Origin of the sequence: Aestuariivirga sp., from assembly GCF_046093005.1 — a bacterium.
In the GTDB taxonomy this organism is placed as follows: Bacteria; Pseudomonadota; Alphaproteobacteria; order Rhizobiales; family Aestuariivirgaceae; genus Aestuariivirga.
Map to the genome: position 1 here is coordinate 1 of NZ_JBJTER010000121.1, position 17,342 is coordinate 17,342.

General features: G+C 66.1%; 19 protein-coding genes. 8 read left to right on the forward strand and 11 right to left on the reverse strand.

What is annotated here, in order from left to right:
• The 4 genes from ACKOED_RS10485 to msrB all read right to left on the reverse strand — a co-directional run.
• On the reverse strand, window positions 1-877 hold an 877-nt coding region (locus ACKOED_RS10485), incomplete at its 3' end, for an acyl-CoA dehydrogenase family protein (protein ID WP_408916542.1).
• A gap of 66 nt (window positions 878-943) precedes the next feature.
• Window positions 944-1,495, reverse strand: coding sequence for a hydrolase (locus ACKOED_RS10490; protein WP_408916543.1), 552 nt, complete (start codon window positions 1,493-1,495; stop codon window positions 944-946).
• Complete coding sequence (locus tag ACKOED_RS10495) at window positions 1,485-3,578, reverse strand: S9 family peptidase (RefSeq protein WP_408916544.1); 2,094 nt, start codon at window positions 3,576-3,578, stop codon at window positions 1,485-1,487. Before ACKOED_RS10495 ends, ACKOED_RS10490 begins: the two co-directional genes overlap by 11 nt.
• A 1-nt stretch (window position 3,579) precedes the next feature.
• Window positions 3,580-4,080: a peptide-methionine (R)-S-oxide reductase MsrB gene (msrB, locus tag ACKOED_RS10500; protein ID WP_408916583.1), complete on the reverse strand. Its 501-nt coding sequence runs from the start codon at window positions 4,078-4,080 to the stop codon at window positions 3,580-3,582.
• 45 nt (window positions 4,081-4,125) lie between these two features.
• On the opposite strand from msrB, the gene ACKOED_RS10505 reads away from it, so the two are divergent.
• From ACKOED_RS10505 to ACKOED_RS10515, 3 genes are all read left to right on the forward strand, one after another.
• Window positions 4,126-4,530 (forward strand): MucR family transcriptional regulator, encoded by a 405-nt coding sequence (locus tag ACKOED_RS10505; protein WP_408916545.1) that lies wholly within the window; start codon window positions 4,126-4,128, stop codon window positions 4,528-4,530.
• Window positions 4,531-4,642: 112 nt separating this feature from the next.
• A complete protein-coding gene (locus ACKOED_RS10510; RefSeq protein ID WP_408916546.1) occupies window positions 4,643-5,137 on the forward strand; it encodes a PAS domain-containing protein in 495 nt (164 codons plus the stop codon).
• Between the two features lie 102 nt (window positions 5,138-5,239).
• Window positions 5,240-5,824, forward strand: a complete 585-nt coding sequence (locus tag ACKOED_RS10515; protein ID WP_408916547.1) for a DUF6456 domain-containing protein — start codon at window positions 5,240-5,242, stop codon at window positions 5,822-5,824.
• Here the strand turns inward: ACKOED_RS10515 and ACKOED_RS10520 are convergent.
• Together ACKOED_RS10520 and ACKOED_RS10525 are read right to left on the reverse strand one after the other, a co-directional pair.
• Window positions 5,779-6,237: a SufE family protein gene (locus tag ACKOED_RS10520; RefSeq protein WP_408916548.1), complete on the reverse strand. Its 459-nt coding sequence runs from the start codon at window positions 6,235-6,237 to the stop codon at window positions 5,779-5,781. The genes ACKOED_RS10515 and ACKOED_RS10520 overlap by 46 nt on opposite strands.
• 60 nt (window positions 6,238-6,297) lie before the next feature.
• Window positions 6,298-6,717 carry a DUF5330 domain-containing protein gene (locus tag ACKOED_RS10525; protein ID WP_408916549.1) on the reverse strand — a complete coding sequence of 140 codons (420 nt, stop codon included), beginning with the start codon at window positions 6,715-6,717 and terminating at the stop codon, window positions 6,298-6,300.
• Between the two features lie 274 nt (window positions 6,718-6,991).
• Here ACKOED_RS10525 and ACKOED_RS10530 point away from each other — a divergent pair, with 274 nt between their 5' ends.
• Together ACKOED_RS10530 and ACKOED_RS10535 are read left to right on the forward strand one after the other, a co-directional pair.
• Entirely contained in the window at window positions 6,992-7,585 is a 594-nt protein-coding gene (locus ACKOED_RS10530) for a peptidoglycan-binding domain-containing protein (protein WP_408916550.1), read from the forward strand.
• A 4-nt stretch (window positions 7,586-7,589) separates the two neighbouring features.
• Complete coding sequence (locus tag ACKOED_RS10535; protein ID WP_408916551.1) at window positions 7,590-7,922, forward strand: DUF1491 family protein; 333 nt, start codon at window positions 7,590-7,592, stop codon at window positions 7,920-7,922.
• A gap of 88 nt (window positions 7,923-8,010) precedes the next feature.
• Here the strand turns inward: ACKOED_RS10535 and ACKOED_RS10540 are convergent, their stop codons facing one another.
• The 5 genes from ACKOED_RS10540 to ACKOED_RS10560 all read right to left on the reverse strand — a co-directional run bounded on the left by ACKOED_RS10540 (window position 8,011) and on the right by ACKOED_RS10560 (window position 13,333).
• A complete protein-coding gene (locus ACKOED_RS10540; protein WP_408916552.1) occupies window positions 8,011-9,258 on the reverse strand; it encodes a glycerate kinase in 1,248 nt (415 codons plus the stop codon).
• A 69-nt stretch (window positions 9,259-9,327) separates the two neighbouring features.
• Window positions 9,328-9,741 carry a universal stress protein gene (locus ACKOED_RS10545; protein ID WP_408916553.1) on the reverse strand — a complete coding sequence of 138 codons (414 nt, stop codon included), beginning with the start codon at window positions 9,739-9,741 and terminating at the stop codon, window positions 9,328-9,330.
• A gap of 104 nt (window positions 9,742-9,845) precedes the next feature.
• Window positions 9,846-10,829 (reverse strand): neutral zinc metallopeptidase, encoded by a 984-nt coding sequence (locus ACKOED_RS10550; protein WP_408916554.1) that lies wholly within the window; start codon window positions 10,827-10,829, stop codon window positions 9,846-9,848.
• A 12-nt stretch (window positions 10,830-10,841) separates the two neighbouring features.
• A complete protein-coding gene (locus tag ACKOED_RS10555) occupies window positions 10,842-11,834 on the reverse strand; it encodes a 2-dehydropantoate 2-reductase (protein ID WP_408916555.1) in 993 nt (330 codons plus the stop codon).
• Window positions 11,831-13,333 carry an acyl--CoA ligase gene (locus tag ACKOED_RS10560; protein WP_408916556.1) on the reverse strand — a complete coding sequence of 501 codons (1,503 nt, stop codon included), beginning with the start codon at window positions 13,331-13,333 and terminating at the stop codon, window positions 11,831-11,833. Before ACKOED_RS10560 ends, ACKOED_RS10555 begins: the two co-directional genes overlap by 4 nt.
• A gap of 82 nt (window positions 13,334-13,415) precedes the next feature.
• Here ACKOED_RS10560 and ACKOED_RS10565 point away from each other — a divergent pair, with 82 nt between their 5' ends.
• The 3 genes from ACKOED_RS10565 to ACKOED_RS10575 all read left to right on the forward strand — a co-directional run bounded on the left by ACKOED_RS10565 (window position 13,416) and on the right by ACKOED_RS10575 (window position 17,067).
• Entirely contained in the window at window positions 13,416-15,044 is a 1,629-nt protein-coding gene (locus tag ACKOED_RS10565) for an NAD+ synthase (protein WP_408916557.1), read from the forward strand.
• Between the two features lies 1 nt (window position 15,045).
• Window positions 15,046-16,368 (forward strand): glutamate--tRNA ligase, encoded by a 1,323-nt coding sequence (gene gltX / locus ACKOED_RS10570; RefSeq protein WP_408916558.1) that lies wholly within the window; start codon window positions 15,046-15,048, stop codon window positions 16,366-16,368.
• A gap of 219 nt (window positions 16,369-16,587) precedes the next feature.
• Entirely contained in the window at window positions 16,588-17,067 is a 480-nt protein-coding gene (locus tag ACKOED_RS10575; RefSeq protein ID WP_408916559.1) for a type II toxin-antitoxin system HicB family antitoxin, read from the forward strand.
• Window positions 17,068-17,342 lie beyond the last annotated feature (275 nt).

The following is a 17,342-nucleotide window of genomic DNA, read 5'->3' on the forward strand; positions in this document are numbered from 1 at the left end:
GCTTCTTCTGCACCAGCTGGTTGGCGGCCAGCGGTTTTCCGAACTGCTTGCGGTCCAGCGTGTATTGCCGGGCGCGGTGCCAGCAATCCTCCGCCGCCCCCATCACGCCCCAGGCGATGCCATAGCGCGCCTTGTTGAGGCAGCCGAACGGCCCGCCCAAGCCCCTGGCGTTGGGCAGCAGCGCGGTTTCCGGCACTTCCACATTGTCGAGCACGATTTCGCCGGTGATCGAGGCGCGGAGCGAGATCTTGCCTTCGATGACCGGGGTCGTGAAGCCTTTCATGCCGCGTTCGACGATGAACCCGCGGATCTGCCCGTCGTCGGTCTTGGCCCAGACCACGGCGAGATCGGCGATCGGCGAATTGGAAATCCACATCTTGGAACCGTTCAGCACATAGCCGCCATCGACCTTGCGGGCCCTGGTCTTCATGCCGCCGGGGTCCGATCCGGCATCGGGCTCGGTGAGGCCGAAGCAGCCGACAAGCTCGCCGGTGGCGAGCTTCGGCAGAAACGTCCTGTGCTGCTCGGGGGTGCCATAGGCCTCGATCGGAAACATGACGAGCGAGTTCTGCACGCTCATCGCCGAGCGGTAGCCGGAATCGACGCGCTCCACCTCACGCGCCACCAGCCCATAGGCGACATAGCCCAGCCCTGAGCCGCCGTGATCGGCGGAGGTCATCACGCCGAGGAAGCCCATCTCGCCCATTTCGTTCATGATCTCGCGGTCGAAGCGTTCCTCGCGGAAGGCGGATTTCACGCGCGGCATCAGCTTGTCCTGCGCGAAGGCGCGGGCCGAATCGCGGATCATGCGTTCCTCGTCGGTCAGCTGGGATTCGAGATCGAGCGGGTCTTCCCAATTGAATTCGGCGGCGGCCATGCGGAACTCCTGTCGTTTCAGGCTAGAAAGCAATGGGGCAAGGAAAAGTCAATTCGGCGAAGTGGCTCACCTGACCAGCGCGGAAACCGCCTTGAAGGCGAGCGTTCCGGCCTGGCCGAGCAGCTCGAACACCGCCATTTCGGTGTTGATCACCGCCACGCCATTCTGCCGCATGCGGTCCAGCGCCAGGGCATGGGAGGCTTCGGCGCGCGAGGCCATGGCGTCAGCCACCGCGAACACGCCGAAGCCCGCCGCACTCAAATCGGCTGCCGTCTGCATGACGCAGACATGGGCCTCGATGCCGGCGATGATCACCAGCGGCCGCCCGGCCTCATGAAGGGCGATCAGGTGCTGCTTCAGCGCCATGTCGCGCCAGCAGGAAAAGCTGAGTTTCTCGAAGACCGGGGCATTGCCAATCTCATCCCGCAGGCCCCGCACGGTGCGGCCGAGGCCTTTCGGATATTGCTCGGACACGGTGACAGGCACATTCAGCGCCCGGGCCGCCTTCAGCAGAATGGCGGCGCGCGCCTCCGCCGCGGGCCCGCCCGCCATGGCGGGCAGCAGCCGCTCCTGCATGTCGATGAGGAGCAGGCTCGCCTTCGCCGCCTCAACCAGCACCGGCGCGCCCCGCCACCTTGAGCCCGAAGGCATAGACGAAGGCCACTTCCTTCAGCCGGTCGAAGCGGCCCGAGGCGCCGCCGTGGCCCGCGCCCATATTGGTCTTGAGCAGAAGGAGGTTGGAATCGGTCTTCCGTTCACGGAGCTTCGCCACCCATTTGGCGGGTTCCCAATAGGTGACGCGCGGATCGGTGAGCCCGGCCACCGCGAGGATATGGGGATAGTCCTTGGCCTCGATCCGGTCATAGGGCGAATAGGCCAAGATGTTTTCGTAAGCCGCCTTGTCCTGGATCGGATTGCCCCATTCGGGCCATTCCGGCGGAGTCAGCGGCAGCGTATCGTCGAGCATGGTGGTGAGCGCGTCGACGAACGGCACCTCGGCCACAATGGCGCCGAACAGGCCGGGCGCCATGTTGGCCACCGCCCCCATCAGCAGGCCGCCGGCGCTGCCGCCCTGCGCCACGATCTGGCCCTTCGCCGTGAAGCGCTCGCGGATCAGGTGTTCGGCACAGGAGATGAAATCCCTGAAGGTGTTCTGCTTGAGCGACAGCTTGCCCATCTTGTACCAGCGCCGCCCTTTTTCCTGGCCGCCCCGCACATGCGCGATGGCATAGACGAAGCCGCGGTTCACCAGGGAGAGGATATTGGTGTTGAACGATGCCGGAAGCGAGATGCCGTAGGAGCCATAGCCGTAGAGCCACAGTGGAGATGAGCCGTCCAGCGCCGTGCCTTTCCGGTAGAGCAACGTCACCGGGATCGTCTCGCCGTCATGGGCGGGCGCGAAGATGCGCCGCGTGACATAGTCCGCCGGGTCGTGCCCGCTCGGCACCTCTTGCATTTTGCGCAGGCGGCGCGCGCGGCTTCGCATATCATAATCGAACACCTGGGCCGGCGTCGTCATCGAGGAATAGGTGAAGCGCAGGACGTCGGTGTCGTATTCGCGCATTTCGCCAAAGCCCAGAGCATAGGCTTCCTCGTCGAAGGCGATGGTATGTTCCTCGCCCGATGCCATGTCGCGCACCACGATGCGCGGCAGGGCGTTCTCACGCTCCAGCCGGACCAGCCAGCGCTTGAGCGCGATGAAGCCCACGATGAACACGCCGGGGCGGTGGGGAACGAGATCGGCCCAATTCTCCGTAGACGGATGATCGAGCGGCGCCGAGACCAGCTTGTAGTCCTCGGCGCCACCGGCATTGGTGCGCAGGATGAAGCGGTCCTCCCAGACCTCGAGATCGTATTCGCCGCCATCCACCCGCGGGGCGATGAGGCGCGGCGCCGCGCCGGGCCGCGCCGCATCGATGACGCGGCACTCGGACGTGTCGTGGTCGTGGATGCCGATGACGATGAACTTCTCGGACATGGTCAGCGAGACATCGGTGAACTTGCCCGTATCCGGTTCATCGTGAACCAGTGTGTCGGCGGATTGCGGCGTTCCCAGCACATGGCGGTAGGTCTTGAGCGGCCGGTGGTTGGGATCCTGCAGCGTATAGAAAAAGCTCTTGCCGTCCGCCGCCCAGGCGGCGCCGCCCGCCGTGTTGTGGAGAACGTCCGGCAAATCCGTATCCGATCCGGCATGACGGACTCTCAATTCAAAGAACTCCGAGCCGTTGCCATCGAATGACCAGGCGATGAGGCTGTGGTCCGGCGTATTGCTTACGCCGCCGAAGCGGAAATAATCACGCCCCTTGGCCAGCGCGTTGCCGTCGAGCAGCAGCTGCTCCGGTCCCGGCTGGCCGCGCGGCCTGCGGCAGAAGCGCGGCTGCTGCCCGCCGGTCACGTAGGAGGTGAAGTAATCGAACGGCCCGTCGGGGGCCGGCACCGTGGTGTCGTCTTCCTTGATGCGGCCTTTCAGTTCAGCGAACAGCTTTTCCTGCAGCGCTCCGGTATCCGCCATGACCGCCACGTGATAGGCGTTCTCGGCTTCGAGATAGGCCCGGATGTCGGCGGGCAGAAGGGAGGGATCCTGCATCACCTCCTGCCAGTTCGCGGCCTTCAGCCAGTGGTAGTCATCCAGCTTCTCGTAGCCGTGCCAGGTCTCGGTGCGCGGCCGGCGCGCGGCGCGGGGCGGTTGCGGAACGGCCATCTCATTCCGCTCCGCCGGCGGGCTTGAAGGAGAGTGCGGCGCCGTTCATGCAATAGCGCAAGCCTGTGGGCTTGGGCCCATCCGGAAAAACATGGCCAAGATGGCCGCCGCAATCGGCGCAATGGATTTCAGTGCGTTTCATGAACCACGACCTGTCTTCCGACTCGCCAACCGCGTCCGGGCTGACGGGCGCCCAGAAGCTGGGCCAGCCGGTGCCGGACTCATACTTCGTTTCAGAGGCGAACAATGGCCGTCCGCAACCAGCGCATGTAAACACGCCCTTGCGCTTCTCATGGTTGAGTGGGCTGGTGCCGGGCCGCTCGGTGCCGTGGGCGCGCAGGACGTGATAGGCCGCTGGCGACAGGCCGGACCGCCACTCGGCGTCGGTCTTTTCGATCTTGGGCATTGATCTCTCGCTTTCTCCGCCGCATTTTGGAGCATGAGGGAAAAAAAGTGAAGCACAAGCGGAAGCCCTCTTGCCGGAAAAATTGCGCTCACGTATTCACAATATCATCGTGCTTCTTACAATTAGAAAGGCCAGCCAGTCATGGATCACATACCGACCACGATAGAACTGGCCAGTCAGATCGTTGCTGCTTATGTGGGCCGCAATCCGGTCGCCCCGGCCGAGCTGCCGGGGCTGATCGGCGAAGTGTATCGCGCCCTCGAAGCTGCCGCCGCGTCCGCCGCCAACCGGGAGGAGAGCGGCGAAGCGAGGCCGCCGGTGGCCGTCAAGAAAACCATCACCCCCGACTACCTCATCTGCCTCGAGGACGGAAAGAAGTTCAAGTCGCTGAAGCGGCACCTGCGCACCCAGTTCGGTCTGACCCCGGAACAATACCGCGAGAAATGGGGCCTGCCGCATGATTACCCGATGGTGGCGCCGAACTACGCGTCCTCGCGGTCGGCGCTCGCCAAGAACATGGGCCTGGGGCAGCGGCGCGGGAAATAGTCCTGACGGGCGCAACAATTTTTGCGCCGCCGACTCTTGCGGATCAGCCATTCACGATTCATAAACGAAAGCACTGAATGGGGCGGTGATTCGCGAAGGGGCGGCGTTGGCTATGGGGTCGGTCAACATTGCGTTCAGGGCACAACTGGTGGTGCCCGAGCAACGGCAATTATACGATTACTGGTTATCTTGCGGCGGCGGCAAGCCGATGCCAAGCCGGGCCGATATCAATCCCGCCGACATTCCGCGCCTGTTGCCTTTCGTAAGCCTGATCGATGTCGCCGATGATGTGAAGCAAAGCCGCGTGCGGCTGGCCGGCACCAGGCTGCGCGATGTCTTCGACCGCGAGATCACCGGGCTTACCATCGGCGATCTCGACCTGGGAGAGAAGCAGGACTACTGGCTGGCCGCTTACCGCCACACCGTGTTCGACGGCAAGCCCACCCAGGGAATCGTGCGCGGCCCCCGCGTCAACAAGGAGCACCTGGTGCAATATTGGCTGCGGCTGCCGCTGGCCGCCGCCGGCGGCGGCGTCAACATGGTTCTGGGCCTCGACTATTTCCTCTCCGGCCTCGAACACGATGAACGGCTGGCCAATCTCGCCTGATTGTGGACATGAAAACGTTTCAGGAAAATAAACGAAAAACAGGTATTGATTCCTTCTGATTTATTTCCTATGTTGGGGTCCGACGCCAGGAGGACCCAGACCATGCATCACGCTTCCCGTCCGACCGAGACCCTCACCGCCCACCGTCCGCTCCGCCCGGACCCGGGGCCCAATGCCCAGCCCGGCTTCAACGCGGCCGAAAGCCCGCTCGCCTGGCTCAGGTCAAGGCGCGGCAAGAACGGCGCGCCGCTGATCAGCGAAGTGCAATTCCTGGCCGGAGAGCGGCTGCGGCGCGATTTCGAACGCGCCATGCTGAACCGCCGTGTCACCACCAACTGGGATCTGGCGGGTGCGGGAAGCCGGGCCTCCAACAGCGCCGCCGAAGCCAGCGACCAGGCGCTGGCGGCGCGCGAACGGTATCTCCGCGCGCTTGACAGCGTCGGGCCAGAACTTAGCGGCATTCTCGCCCATGTATGCTGCCTGTCCGCCGGGCTTGAGCAGGCCGAACGGCTGCTGACCCTGCCGCGGCCCCGCGGCAAGGCGGTGCTGGGCCTGGCGCTCACCGCGCTGGCCCGCCACTATGGCTTTCTGGAACACCCGGCCCGTCCCGCCGGCCAGATCCTCAACTGGGGTCTTGCGGACTACCGCCCGTCGATTCCGCGGCCGGAGGAGGCGGCCGGGGCCTGAAGGGCAGCCCGCGCATCCTGCTTGATGCGGGCGATCATCGAGGCAAAGCCGTTGGAGCGCTGCTGCGTCAGATGGCCCGCCAGGCCGAGCCGGCCCAGCACCTCACCGGCATCCGTTGCGAGAATTTCCCGCGCGGTCTTGCCGGAATAGATCATGAAGGCGATGGCGATCAGACCCTTGACGATCAGCGCGTCGCTGTCGCCCTGGAAGCTCAGCACCGGGTCGGCGGTGTTGCCGCTCGCCGCCGAGATGATCCACACCTGGCTGGCGCAGCCCCGCACCTTGTTCTCCGGGCTGTGGGCGGCCCCGGCAAGCGGCGGCAGCTGGCGGCCCAGTTCGATGACATGGCGGTAGCGGTCCTCCCAGTCGTCGAGGATGTCGAAGTCGGCGATAAGGTCGTCGATGGCGGTCAAGGAGCTGGCCTTCCGGCTGGAGAAACGATCCATCTGAGATAGGCGGCGCGGGCCCCAAGCTCAACCGCCTTTCTGAGGCCCCCGCCATTCCGGGATCAGATCATCGAGCCCCAGCGTCGACTGCCCCGCTTGTTCCGCCGGCAGTGCATCCGGAACATCCCCGGCCACCGAGATGGCGGCGAAGGGGCCGCTGGCTTCAGCCGGCTGCGGCGCGTCGCGCTCCGCCCAGCCCCAGACGAGCGAGGCGGAATAGAGCGCCTTGGCGGTCAGTTTTTCGGTAAGATAGCCAGCAACGCTGCAAACCTCCGGCTGCCGCGAACAGAAGGAGGCCGCATCCGAGGCGGCAGCGCCCGCCGAGGTGAGAAGTTCCAGGGTTGAGGGCTCCGGCGCGCCCTGCTCCGCCGCCCGCCAGCCTTCCGGCGGCGATGGCAGAAGCAGCCCCGCGCCAGTCAGAAGGATCAATGTCCGGAAGATACGCATGCCCCGCCCCTTGCGCGTTCTGGAATAGCCCGGCCTATGTTGACCAGACCTGAACAGGCCTGGCTTATTTTCGGTAAAGCGGCTGTGCCACGTTGCTGCCGGCTGGCGGAAAGCTTTCGTTAACCGCAAGCGGTGCAAGGTTGAGGGGTATCGATGGCGCCCATCGCGGCTGGGCTCCGGAACAGCGGTTATCGGGTCGGGAATGCGTGACGGTCTCGAAAAGAAAACGCGCCGGCGGCGGATCATACCGGCGGCCGTGTGGAGTCTGACGGCCGTGCTGGCGTTCGCCATCGCCGGCAACGCGATGTTCGGCCAGGCGCCGCGGCCCGGCATCGCCGAGGCGGGTCCGGAGGCCGCCCCGGACACCCTTTCGGGCGAGGCGCTTCCGGAAGAGGGGGCGCGCACCATCCAGCTCAAATACGATCCGGTGGTCGAGGCGGTGCAGCGCGAGCTGATCACCACCGGCTACTACAAGGGGCCCGTCGACGGCGTGAACGGCCGCAAGACCCGCCAGGCGATCGCCGCCTATCAGCAGGCGGTGGGCCTGCCGCCCGACGGCAAAGCGACGTCCGATCTCGCTGAACACATCCGCTTCACCCGCCAGGTCGCGGAAGCCTCGCTGTTCACCGGCAGCATCGCCGCGGCGCCCGACGCCGAGATACGGGCCGCGATCCGCAGGGTGCAGGCCGGTCTCGCCGACCTTGGCTACAGCCCGGGCGAGATCAACGGCGAACTGACCCGCCAGACGCGGAACGCGATCATGGCCTTCCAGCAGGCGCGCAACATGCCGGAGACCGGCGAGATCGACAACGCGCTGGTGGCGGAACTCGACCGGGCAACGGCCCAGTCCGAGCCCGCGAGCCCCTAGAAGCTTGCGCCTCAAAACGGCGATCTGGGTGAGCGCCTTTCTGCGGCGTTGCGGCGTGGAGGGCATGTTCGGCGCGGTCATCCGCAAAGGGGCCGAGGAGGCCGGCGCGGTCCACGTCATCGTCAACCATCTCGACGGCACCTGCCATCTGTTCAGCCCGGCGCCCGGCCCCTCCCACGACGAGGACGGCGAACGGCGCTCGAGCGCCGACAACGTGCCGCCGCAAGGCCCGGCCGAGGCCATGGCGCTGCTCGAACGGCGGCAGCGCGCCGACCCCGATCTGTGGATCGTCGAAGTCGAGGACCGGCGCGGCACGGCGGGACTCTGCGCCACCTGAGGCCGCCCGGCATCCGGGATCACGCCGTAAGTCCGGGTCGCGGCTCGATCGCGCCTGGCGTATTTCGGTTCCGCCGTCTGCTTTCCGCTCAACGGATCAGAATGGCGCGGAAATCATTGACATTGGTGTGGGTGGGACCGGTCACCACCTGGTCGCCCAGCGCCTCGAACAGGCTGTGGGCATCATTATTGGCCAGCACCGCCGCGGGATCGAGGCCAAGCGCCCGCGCCCGGTCCAGGCTTCGGGGCCCGATGACCGCCCCGGCGATGGGCTCCATGCCGTCGATGCCATCGGTGTCAGCGGCCAGCGCATGGACCGACCGCTCACCGCCCAGCGCCACGGCCAGCGCGAGCAGGAACTCGACATTGCGGCCACCGCGCCCGGTTCCCCGCACCGTGACCGAGGTTTCGCCGCCCGACAGCACCAGGCATGGCCGGGCCAGCGGTTCGCCGCGCGTGGCGATTTCCAGCGCGATGGCGGCATGAACTTTTGCCACGTCACGCGCCTCGCCCTCGATCCGGTCACCGAGATAGAGAACCGGAAGCCCGAGTGCCGCCGCCTTGCGCCGGACGGCAGTGAAGGATTCATAGGGCGAGACGATCACCCGCGTTTCCGTTTGCGGGCTGATGATGGTCCGGTCCTCGTCAGGGCCATCGAGCCAGGCTTTGATCGCCGGCGGAACCGGCACCCGGTAGCGCTCCAGAACGGCGCGTGCGTCGGCCTTGCGGGTTGGATCCGGCACGGTGGGCCCCGACCCGATCACCGCCGGATCGTCGCCCGGCACATCCGACAGCGCCAGGGTGCAAATCCGCGCCCGGCCCGCGGCGCGCGCCAGACGCCCGCCCTTGACCGCGGAGATCTGTTTTCTCACACAGTTGAGCTCGCCGATGTTGGCGCCGCATTTCAGCACGGCTTTCACCAGCCCGAACTTCTCGGCAATCGAAATGCCGGGAACCGGCTTCGACATCAGCGCCGAAGCGCCCCCGGAAATGAGCGCGATAAGCAGATCGTCGGGACCCAGTGTGGCTGCCAGCGCCAGAGCCCGCTCGGCAGCGGCAAGGCTCGTCTGATCCGGAACCGGGTGGCTGGCGTGAATGACGTCAAGGCGTTTCAGGGCATGGCCGTAGCCATGCGGGGCGATCACCAGGCCCTCGAGCGGGCCATCCCAGCTGTCTTCCACCGCCTTGGCCATCGGCATGGCGGCCTTCCCCACCGCGATCACCACGGTGCGGCCTCTGGGCCGGTCCGGCAGGTTGCGCATGACGGCGGTCACCGGATTGGCCGCTTCCACGGCGGCATCGAACAGGCCACGCAGGATCGAGATGTCATCAGCCACGCAGATCAGTCTCCCCGAATTGGCGGGTTTTGCGCCAAGCCGGGGAGATGCACAAGACCGCCCCCGCGCCTAGCGCGCCACCGTCACGCTGCAATGGGCGCGGCCGGCCACATCCGCGGCCACCGAACCCAGCACCAGCCTGGAAACGCCGCGCTTGTCGCCGGTGCCGACGACGATGTGGTCAAAGCCGTTCTCCTCGGCATATTGCACGATCGCCGACGCCGCCTCGCGGCTCCTCAGTGCCAGTTCTTCGACCGCATGCGCGCCCGCCTGGCGGGCAACGGCGGCGGCGGAATCGAGCACCTTCTTCACCTGGTCGTCTTCCCAGGCGTAGATCAGCGGCCCGCGGGCCCCGCCATGCGCGACGTTCACGGCGCAGATCGACAGCCTGGCTCCCAGCCTGGCAGCCAGGGTGGCGGCGAGTTCCACGGCATGCGCCGAGTGTTCGGTGCCATCCGTGGCGCAAAGAATCTTCTTCGTCATAATCCCTCCTGTTGGCGGTTCCATGAATTCATGGACAACGCTAGGCGGAGGGGGGCGCCGCGACCTTGATTTCAGTCAACAATGGCGAGCAGCTGTGTGGAAACTCAGAGGTCGTTGGTGTTGAACGTGTCGCAATCGCTCAGGCTCTGGGCCTGAAGGCCGCGCTTGAACCACCTGACGCGCTGCTCCGAGCTGCCATGGGTGAATGACTCCGGCACCACATAGCCCTGGGCGCGGCGCTGCAGCCGGTCATCGCCGATGGCGGCGGCGGCGTTCAGGCCTTCCTCGATATCGCCATCCTCGAGGAGATTGGCGGAGGCATTGGCTTCCTGCGCCCAGATGCCGGCAAAACAGTCGGCCTGAAGCTCCATGCGCACCGACAGGGCATTGCCCTCCGCTTCCGATACCCGCATGCGCAAGGCGGAAACCTTGCTGGCGATGCCGAACAGGTTCTGGATGTGATGGCCCACCTCATGGGCGATCACATAGGCCTGCGCGAAATCCCCGCCGGCGCCGAGCTCGTTCTTCATGTCCTGATAAAAGCTGAGGTCGATGTAGACCCTCTGGTCGGGCGGGCAGTAGAACGGCCCCATGGCCGATTGCGCCATGCCGCAGGCCGATTGCACGGCGCCGTCGAACAGCACCAGCTTTGGCTTGGCATAGGTTTCGCCCATCTGGCTGAAGATATCGCTCCAGACCCGGTTGTTGGAGCCGAGGACCCGCGCCACGAACTCCTTGCCGGCGTCCGTCTGGACATTACCGCTGTTGGAGCCAGATCCGGCGGAGGCGGCCGGGTCGGACGCCGGATCGAGCCTGGTGTCAGGAACGGTGATCGAGGTATCGGTCCCGCTCTGTTGCGCTGGCCCCTGATCGAAGCCCTGCAGCAGATCGACGCCCAGCAGCTTCAAGACGAAATAGATGACGACGAGAAACAGCAGCGTCTTGATGCTGAAGCCGCCGGCCCGCGACCCGCCCATCGGAACCACGATCCGGCCACCACGGCGGCCGCCCGGAAAACCAAAACCTCCGCTCTGCCCGCGGCGGTCCTCGATGCTGTCATAATCCGGTTTTTCATTGTCGAGCCGCATGGCTGGCCTTCCTCATGTCTGGCGGGTGACCGCCAAGGCCCTGTCGCACCTGAACTTGCAGAGATCGTAGATCGTCTTCAAGCATGGCGTATCGGTTTCGACAAGCCGCGCCAGCTCGATCACCACGCCCAGCAGGGCATCGAGTTCGGTGGGCCGGCCCGCCTCGACATCCTGCAACATCGAGGTGCGGTGGGCGCCGACGCGGGCCGCCATGTCCATGCGCTCCTCGGCATCGACCGCGAAGCTGATGCCGAGCTTTGCGGCAACCGCCCGCGCCTCTTCCATCCTCGTGCGGATCACCCGCCTGGCGCCAGGGTCGGTGGCAAGATCGACCAGCGTGCCGCCGGTGAGAACGCTCACCGGGTTGAAGCTCAAGTTACCCCACAGCTTCAGCCAGATCTCACCGCGCAGGTTGGGCCTCACCGGGCTCTTGATTCCCGCCGATGTGAGCAGCCGGCTCAGCAGCGCCGCCCGTTCGCTCTTCTCGCCCGCCGGCTCGCCGAGCGGCATGCGGTCGCCATAATGGTGGGCGATGACGCCAGGGGCTTCCATCTCGGCCGCCTGCCAGACCACCGCGCCCAGCGCCCGCTCCGGGCCGAGCCGGTTCCAGATGACGCCGCCGGGATCAACGCTTTCCAGCCGCGTTCCCTCGAGCGGGCCGCCGGCGCCATGGAAATACCACCACGGAATGCCGTTCTGCGCGAACAGGATTGCGGTATCCGGCCCCAGGAGCGGCAGCAGCTGATCGATGGCGCCAGCCAGCCCATGCGCCTTGAGGGTGAGGATCACATAATCCTGCGGGCCCAGCTCGGACGGCGTGTCGGTGACCCGCGGATAGACCTGCTTCGTTTCTCCGGCCTGCTTCAGCGTCAGGCCCCGGTCACGCATGGCCGCCAGATGAGCACCCCGCGCCACCAGCGAGACCTCCGCCTCGCCGGCCAGCGCCAGCCTGGCGCCCACATAACCGCCGATGGCGCCCGCGCCGAAAACGCAAATGCGGGTCATGCCAGCCCCAGTTTCTGCGCCAGGCCGATGCGCTGCAGCTTGCCGGTCGCACCTTTTGGAATCTCATCGAGAAGCACGATGCGTTTGGGCACCTTGAAGGCGGCCAGCTTCCGGGCGGCGAAATCCTTCAGTTCCCGCTCACTCGCCGTCTTGCCCTCGCGCAGCACGACAGCGGCGGCCACCTCTTCGCCCAGCATGTCATGCGGCATGGCAAAGGCCACCGCCTGATGCACGGCCTCATGGGCCATCAGCGCCTCATCGACTTCCATCGGCGCCACCTTCTCGCCGCCGCGGTTGATGATTTCCTTCAGCCTCCCCGTGATCTTCAGGAAGCCATCCTCGTCCATGAAGCCCTGGTCGCCGGTGTGAAACCAGCCGAAGGCGAAGCCGGATTCATTGGCGGCGGGATTATTCTCGTAGCCCGGGGTGACATTCGGTCCGCGGGTCACCACCTCGCCCTCCTCGCCCGGGCCCAGCAGCCGGCCATCGGGCGACATTACCGCCACCTCAGGGCCCGCCGCACAGCCGACGAGGCCAGGCTTGCGCTTGCCCGGCGGCAATTGATTGGACGTCATCTGGTGGGCGTTTTCGGTCATCGCATAGGCTTCGATGACCGGGCAGCCGAAGGCCGCCTCGAGAGCGTGGAAAACCGGCGCCGGCAAGGAGGCCGAGCTCGACCGGATGAACCGCAGCGGGTTGGCGGCGATAACCTCCCGGTTACGGTCAGCGCGCGCCAGGATCGCCTGATGCATGGTCGGCACCGCCGTGTACCAGCTGGGCCTCGCCTCGGCGATCTGGCCGAAGAACTGAAGCGCGTTGAAGCCGGGCGTGGCGTGGATGGAGCCTCCCGCACTCAGGCTGGCGAGGATCGCCGCCACCAGCCCGTGAATATGAAACAGCGGCATCACATTGAGGCAGCGGTCCTGCCCGGCAAGGCGCAGCGTGCTGCGGATGTTGTTGGCCGAGGCCAGCAGGTTGGCATGGGTCAAGGGCACGATCTTGGGCCGCGAGGTGGTGCCGGACGTGTGCAGCACCAGCGCCACATCGGATCCCACAGCGAGGCCTTCGCGCACCGGCGGGCCGGCGGCAGTGCCTGAGAGCGTGAAGGCCCCGGCCTCGCGGGCCGGGCTCAGCGTCAGCACGGGAATGGCCAGACGCCGCGCGGCGGCGACGGCGGGTGAGGTACTGCCCTCCTCCACCAGCAGCGCCCTGGCGCGGAGATCATCCATGTAGAAATGGAATTCATCCTCGCGGTAGGCGGGGTTGAGCGGCGCCGCCGTCACGGCCGAGGCGGAAGCGAGAAAGGCCGCCGCCATGTCCGGCCCGTTCGGCAGCACGATGGCCAGCCGGTCATTGCGGGCGAGGCCGAGGCCGCGCAGCGCCCGCGCCGTCTCGCTCACCAGTTCGGCGAACAGCCCATAGGAGAGATCAGCGCGGCCTGAGGCCAGCAACGCTTTGTCAGCCGCCGGCCGGGCAGCGAGAAGGCTCTTGAGGATCATGGCCGTCTTCTTCCCGCATCGGCGCGGGTCCGTCAACGCCGCGCAATTGAAGGCCAGACCCCGATCCGCTAAGACCGCCGTCATGACCGACAGACTCATCATCGCACTCGCCCAGGTGAACCCCACGCTGGGCGCGATCAACGCGAATCTCGCGCGGGCCCGCGACGTGCTGCGCGAGGCGCCGGACGCCGATCTTATTCTGTTTCCCGAACTGTTCATCTGCGGCTATCCGCCGGAGGATCTGGTGCTGCGGCCTTCCTTCGTCGCGGCCTGCCGTCTGGCGGTGGAAGAACTGGCGAAAGATACCGCCTCCGGCCCCGCCGTGCTGATCGGCCTGCCGTGGCGCGACGGGGAGAAGCTTCACAACTCCATGGCGCTGCTCGCCAATGGCCGGATCGAGACGCTGCGCCACAAGTTCGATCTGCCCAATTATGGCGTGTTCGACGAGAAGCGGGTGTTTGACCCCGGCCCTGCCCCCGGCCCCATCGCCTTCAAGGGCGTGCGCATCGGCGTGCCCATTTGCGAGGACATCTGGACGGAAGAGACCTGCGAGACCCTGGCCGAGACCGGCGCCGAAATGCTGCTGGTGCCCAATGGTTCGCCCTTCGAGCAGAACAAGGACGATGTGCGGCTCAATCTGGTGGTGGCGCGGGTCACCGAGACCGGGCTGCCGATGGTCTATCTCAACCAGGTGGGAGGCCAGGACGAACTCGTCTTCGACGGCGCATCCTTCGTGATCAATGCCGACCGCTCGCTGGCCTGGCAGCTGCCGATGTTCCGCGAAGAGATCGCGCTCACCGAATGGCGGCGCGGCCCCGATGGCTGGCACTGCCTGCCGGGCGAGATCGTGCCGCTGCCCGAAGACGAGAAGGAAACCTGGGAAGCCTGCGTGCTGGGCCTGCGCGACTATGTGCTGAAGAACCGCTTTCCCGGCGTGGTGCTGGGCCTTTCCGGCGGCATAGATTCCGCCGTGGTCGCCGCCATGGCGGTGGACGCGCTGGGCAAGGACAGGGTGCATTGCGTGATGCTGCCCTATGCCTACACCAGCCGCGAAAGCCAGGTGGACGCGGAGGAATGCGCGAAGCTTCTGGGCGTGCGCTATGACGTGGTGCCGATCAAGCAGCCGGTTGAAGGCTTCCTCGCGGCGCTGGCACCCCTGTTCGCGGGAACGCCGCCCGGCATCACCGAGGAGAATTTGCAGTCACGCAGCCGCGGCGTGATCCTGATGGCGATCTCCATCCAGTTTGGCGCCATGGTGCTGACCACCGGCGAGAAGTCCGAAGTGGCGGTGGGCTACGCGGGGCTCTATGGCGATATGAACGGCGGCTTCAACCCGATCAAGGACGTCTACAAGACCGAGGTCTACCGGCTGGCGAGCTGGCGCAACAGCCTGGGCCGCGTGATCCCGGAGCGCATCATCACCAAGGCGCCCACCGCCGAACTGCGCGAGAACCAGAAGGACCAGGATTCGTTGCCGCCCTATGAGGTGCTCGACGCCATCCTCGAAGGGCTCGTTGAGCGCGAAATACCGGTTTCGGAAATCGTGGCCACGACCGGCTACGACGAAGCCCTGGTGCGCCGCATCCAGCACATGCTCTATGTGGCGGAGTACAAGCGGCGGCAGGCCGCGCCCGGCGTCAAGATCACCCGGCGCAATTTCGGCCGCGACCGCCGCTACCCGGTCACCAACGCCTTCCGGGACGGGCGCTGAGATGACCGCCGTCCGCTTCGCGCCGTCGCCCACCGGGCGCATTCACATCGGCAATGCCCGCACGGCGATCCTGAACTGGCTGTTCGCGCTGAAATCCGGCGGCCACTTCATCCTGCGCTACGATGATACCGACGTCGCGCGCTCCACAGAGGAATTCGCCAGCGGCATCGCCGCCGATCTCGCCTGGCTCGGGATCAGTCCGGCGCGGGTCGAATGGCAGTCGCGGCGTTTCGCCCGCTATCGCGAGGTGGCGGACCAGCTCAAGGCGGCTGGCCGGCTTTACCCATGCTTCGAGACGGCGGATGAGCTCGACCGCCGCCGCAAGCGCCAGCTGGCCCGGGGCGCCCCGCCGGTCTATGACCGCGCCGCCCTCAGGCTATCGGCGGCTGAGATCGGGAAGCTTGAGGCGGAAGGCCGCAAGCCGCACTGGCGTTTCAAGCTCGATGGCCGGAGTATCGCCTGGAACGATCTGATCCGCGGTCCGCAAACCATCGACACCGCGGGCCTCTCCGACCCGGTGCTGGTGCGCGAGGACGGAAGCTATCTCTACACCCTGCCCTCGGTCATCGACGACATCGACTTCGCGATCAGTCATGTGATCCGCGGCGAGGACCATGTCGTGAACACCGCCGTGCAGATCGAGATCACCGAGGCGCTGGGCGCCGCGCCGCCACAGTATGCCCACCACAGCCTGCTCACCGGGGCGGATGGCAAGGGACTGTCGAAGCGGCTGGGCTCGCTCTCGGTGGCGGGCCTCCGCGAGTCAGGCCTTGAGCCCATGGCGGTGGCGAGTCTTGCCGCGCTGCTCGGCACCTCGGATAATATCCATCCGTGTACGGATTACCAGGAGCTGGCCGGCGGCTTCGCGCTGGACAAGCTGTCGCGCGCGCCGGCCCGCTTTGATGAAGCCGAGCTCGCCCAGCTCAACGCCAAGCTTCTGCACCATCTGCCCTGGGAGGCTGTGAAGAACCGCCTGGCCGGCGCCACGGAAGCCTTCTGGCTGGCGGTGCGCGGCAATATCGCGAAGCTCGCGGATGCCGAAACCTGGCGGCTGGTGATCGACGGCCCGGTGGCGCCGGTCATCGCGGCGGAGGACAGGGACTTCATCGCCGCGGCCAAAGAACTGCTGCCGCCGGAGCCGTGGGACGGCAGCACCTGGAAGACCTGGACCGAGGCGGTCAAGTCCGCCACGGGGCGCAAGGGCAAGCCGCTGTTCATGCCGCTCCGCCTTGCGCTCACCGGTCTCAGCCATGGGCCCGAACTGGCCCAGCTTCTGCCGCTGATCGGGCGGGACCGGGCCGCCGCGCGGCTGAGCCCGGGCTGACCAGCGCTCGCATTTCGGAAAATTTTCCTTGGCAGTGAGTGACGCCGAATTGAGACAGTGGCTGGCCAAGCAAGGCCGCACCTTTCAGGCTCATAAGGGCGGCGGCAGCCATATCACCGTGTAACTCAAGGGCCGGGAAACCCAATTGCCCGCCCATGGCGGGGGCAAGGAATAGGGAATGGGCTTGGCTGAAAAGATCAAGAAAGACTTGGGATGGAAATGATCTCTTACAGAGTGCGTCTCGAAAATGACAGCAACGGCACCATTCTGGTCGTAGCGACGGATTTTCCGGAACTGACCACTTATGGGGAAGACCGGGAAGATGCCCTCTCCCGGGCGGTTGGAGCTCTTGAGGAGGCGATCGAAGCGCGCATTTCGGAACGCGAGCCGGTGCCGGAGCGCTCGAAGGGAAAGGCCTGCGACCCGCGGGTGACGCTTCCCGCCCAGGCCGCGGTTAAGGTTCCGCTCTATCAGCAGATGCATAAGGCCGGTTTGCGTAAATTCGATCTGGCGCGGCGCATGGACCTGCACCGGCGGGAGATCGACTGTTTGCTCGACCTCAACCACGCAACGAGTCTGGCCAAGATCGAAAAGACATTTGCTGCGCTCGGCAAGACACTCGATATCGCCGTCAGCGAGGCAAGAGCATCGGGCGCTCGGTTGAACTCAGGCGTTCCAGACAAGAACTCTCATCATTGACCGGCTTGACCGGGCAATCCTCTTCGTTGCGGCGGTAAGGGGATGCCAGGATCAAGCGCGGGCATGATAAGCATTGTGTGGGTTGAGATGCATGGAAATGGCCGCCCGCTGCTCAAGCTGACCGGACCTGCTTGAGCGCCAGCCGGCCCGCGCGGTCAACCGAGGGCGCGGCCGGTTCTGCGGAGATTTGGCCTTTCGGCACGGCCGCCGGTGAGGCGCCGCGGGCGCTTTCTGAAGCCGGCGAACGCCGGCCTGCCGGAGCAAGGCGAGCAACA